Raw genomic sequence first — 2,711 nt, forward strand, 5'->3', positions numbered from 1 at the left:
CTGGTAATGAGCCAACCGCTTGGCGGGATGGTTGGCGGCGTGACGTGGCCGAGGCACAAATAAACGCGAGCCAACGCACGTCCGTGGACAAATGGTGGGGGGCAGGACGGGCATCAATCCTCGTCGTGCAACCGTTACAGGACGTCCTGGCACCTCCAGAAAACGCAGATGCAGTGCGAGAAGCGGCACCAGGACGCGTTCAGATTGTCCAAATCGATCGCGCGGGCCACGCGCTCCTGCCCGAACAACCCGCTGCAGTTGCACGTGCAGTTATCGAATTCTCAAGTCAGATTTCTCAACCAAAAGCAAAGCTAGATCGGGACCATTAAGGTCTGAAGCGATGGATCAGGACAGCCAAAAACGGAGCATCTTGAAATGGAAAGCTTTAAATTTGTAAGATTTTTGAGACTGCTTAGAACAGATAGTCGGGGTTCGCTAGCAATTGCTTTTGCTCTTTTTGCCCTCAGCGGTTTGCTCCTAGTAGGCATGACAGTGGATTATACGGAAAAGTCAAAGTTGGAGACCAAGTTTCAATTGGCCGTCGATGCGGCGACTTTAGCTGCAGCCAGATTGGACGATGCGGATGGCGAACGGGTGCAGATTGCAGAGCGTCATTTTGCAGCGAACCTAACACCTGAAGAGAGTGCGATGGTGACAGGCAAAGAATTCAAGATGACCGCTGATAAGGCAAATATGGAAGGCCAAGCAGATCTGAGTATTCCGACGCGTTTTGCTTCACTTGTTGGAATATCCTACTTTACGTCGCGCGTGCAAGCTACTGCAGCTATTGCGCGACCGGAGATCCGGCAATTAGACATCGTGATGTGTATTGACGCGACAGGGTCAATGACGCCGACATTGAACGCCGTCAAGACCAATGCGCTTAATCTAGAGACGAACCTCAATGCCGAATTGGAAAAGCGCGGCATTAAGGCCTTTGATGCCATGCGCGTGCGAGTCATCTATTTCCGAGATTTCGGCGGACAAAACTTAACGGGAACTAACCCTGCATCATGGTTTGATGGCACTAAATGGATAACGATTAACTCTTCCCATCCTGACTACTGGAAGGCGGTTGGCGACAATCCACCGATGAAATCCTCCGCATTCTTTAATCTTCCCAATGACAGGACGAAGTTCAGCGATTATGTGAACCCCGAGAAGGCCAGTGGTGGTTGGGATCTGCCCGAATCGGGGCTAGAGTGTGTTAATGAATCGATGGATTCGGCTTGGGCGAAGGTAGGCGACCTTCCCGAGGGTGGCAGCAAGCCCCTACAGGCTGTCTATCCGGTAATAGCGGTCTGGACAGATATAACCGCACACAGGCCAAGTTACTCGGTGAGCTTGAAAAATCCTGACTATCCTTCGACCACGAAGATGCCCCGGACCTATGACGCGCTTCGTGCTAAATGGGATGATCCAAAAGTTATCGACCAAAACCGTAAGTTGCTAGTCTTCTTCGGAAACCCGAACATGACGGGTACGGATTTGGACGGTCAGGCTGACGGGTGGATTAAAATAAAGGACTGGCCCGGCTTCATGGTTGGTGGAACATTGACGGAAGGAAACTCCCAATTGGTATCAAAACTGGCAGACGCAATTTCAAGTAAAATTCTTATCCCAACTTTGGCAAAATAGCCGCCTTTCGACTAGCCCGACATTCACCGACCACTAATCCCATGGAACTGCTCGAGCGAAGCAATTTTTCGCGGCTTCGGCTTTAGACTCCAAAATTCCGGCTCCAACCACAGCATGATGCTGCCATCTACTCGCTCATCGAAACCGCAAAGCTCAACGCCATCGATCCCGAAGCATGGCTTGCCGACAACCTTCCCCGCATCGATGACTACCCCAACAAACGCCTCCACGAGCTGTTGCCGTGGAACTGGAAGCCCGACGTCGCGCCACAGCCCGCTTGATCGGTCAAGGCGTGTCAGACCGGACGCTTACCCTAATCGACCACTTGTGCGCGATTGGGGTCCGTCATAAAGCTGCCGGTAGGCACGCCATCGAGGTGAAACGTTGCAATTAATAGAGATACTAGGCTACGCAGCGTCGGCAGCCTCGGGCGGTGCATTCTTGCCGCAAGCAATCCGCGCGTTACGAACTCGCCAAACGCACGATCTGTCTTTGACAGCGGTAGCCCTTGGAGCGGTTGGAACGGCGCTCTGGTCGGCATACGGGGTGGCAATTGGCAGCGGGCCTGTGACGATTTCCAACTTGATCGTTATGCCGTTTGCAATGGCGACACTGTACATGAAGCTCCGACTGGGTTGACTGTGACCGAGTCATTTTCGAACTTCGGGCAAAGTTTTAGTTTACCCCAAACACGGCGGCGTCAACAAATAGGGCTCTCATAATGAACGTGGGACCCCAGGGGCTCAGATCAACTTATGCTTTACGAAACCGCCTTAAGCGCTGGTGCGCTTTGCGGCCCTTCGGGCCAATAAATTTAAATGCTCCCGCCGCTTTGCAACACGATACGACAAAACCGCAGCAAGCTACCTCGGCTTTACTGATATCATCGTCGCAAGAAGCTGGTTCAAGAGTTTGTCAACTTGGCCTAACATCATAGCAAACTAGCATGCGAGTTTAGTTGCTTCGCTTGCCTACTGGCTGAGTGCGTCGATCCTCCAGGCGAGTCCGTCCCTGCTTCAGTTCCTGGGGCGAAAGATTCCCGTTTCGATCACTATCCATGATTGCAAATCCCT

Annotated in this window: 3 protein-coding genes and 1 pseudogene; all 4 read left to right on the forward strand. The window is 52.3% G+C overall.

What is annotated here, in order from left to right:
* A partial coding sequence (locus tag ACOVRA_RS10165; RefSeq protein WP_421720198.1) for an alpha/beta fold hydrolase occupies window positions 1-329 on the forward strand: 329 nt, incomplete at its 5' end.
* A gap of 46 nt (window positions 330-375) precedes the next feature.
* Complete coding sequence (locus tag ACOVRA_RS10170) at window positions 376-1,638, forward strand: hypothetical protein (protein ID WP_346382217.1); 1,263 nt, start codon at window positions 376-378, stop codon at window positions 1,636-1,638.
* Between the two features lie 110 nt (window positions 1,639-1,748).
* A pseudogene (locus ACOVRA_RS10175) lies at window positions 1,749-1,919 on the forward strand (transposase domain-containing protein); the annotation flags it as partial.
* Between the two features lie 103 nt (window positions 1,920-2,022).
* Window positions 2,023-2,277, forward strand: coding sequence for a SemiSWEET family sugar transporter (locus ACOVRA_RS10180; RefSeq protein WP_421720199.1), 255 nt, complete (start codon window positions 2,023-2,025; stop codon window positions 2,275-2,277).
* Window positions 2,278-2,711 lie beyond the last annotated feature (434 nt).

It is taken from the genome of Aquidulcibacter sp., assembly GCF_049239865.1.
GTDB lineage: Bacteria > Pseudomonadota > Alphaproteobacteria > Caulobacterales > Aquidulcibacteraceae > Aquidulcibacter.

Excerpts from the sequence above, each read along its gene's own strand:
- ACOVRA_RS10170 (WP_346382217.1), top strand. The coding sequence starts at position 376 with ATGGAAAGCTTTAAATTTGTAAGATTTTTGAGACTGCTTAGAACAGAT.